Here is a 658-nt window from a genome sequence, read left to right on the forward strand (position 1 = left end):
TAGAACACCTCAAAGCACTCTTGAATCGACCAGCTCCACTGAACCCACCCAACATCGAAGCAGCACCCACGGACCTCCCAATCGATGTTGGCCTACCAACAATTAAAGAGATAAGGATGGCAAATCAAGAGCGGTAAAGCAGCAGGACCAGAAAACATTCCAGCAGAGGCACTGAAAGCAGACGTAGCGGCAACTGCAAGGATACTCCACATTCTCTTCAATAAGATTTGGGATGAGGAACAAGTACCAACAGACTGGAAAGAAGGACTTCTGATCAAAATACCGAAGAAAGGCGATCTCAGCAAGTGTGATAACTACAGGGGCATCACTCTTCTCTCAATACCGGGAAAAGTCTTCAACAGGGTATTGTTAAACAGGATGAAGGACTGCGTAGACGCCCAACTTCGTGACCAACAGGCAGGATTCCGTAAGGATAGATCGTGTACAGACCAAATCGCAACTCTACGGATCATTGTGGAACAATCAATTGAATGGAATTCATCACTCTACATCAACTTCATTGACTACGAAAAGGCATTTGATAGCGTGGACAGAACAACACTATGGAAACTTCTTCGACACTACGGCGTGCCTCAGAAGATAGTCAGATCATACGGCATTCCTATGATGGATTAAACTGAAAAATCGTGCATGGAGG

Annotated in this window: 1 protein-coding gene; it reads left to right on the top strand. The window is 45.4% G+C overall.

The features are described 5' to 3' along the window. Nucleotides 1-279: 279 nt before the first annotated feature. Nucleotides 280-636, top strand: coding sequence for an RNA-directed DNA polymerase (locus DF185_RS24805; protein ID WP_498365936.1), 357 nt, complete (start codon nucleotides 280-282; stop codon nucleotides 634-636). Nucleotides 637-658: the final 22 nt, after the last annotated feature.

Source organism: Marinifilum breve, from assembly GCF_003202155.1.
Taxonomy (GTDB): Bacteria; Bacteroidota; Bacteroidia; order Bacteroidales; family Marinifilaceae; genus Marinifilum; species Marinifilum breve.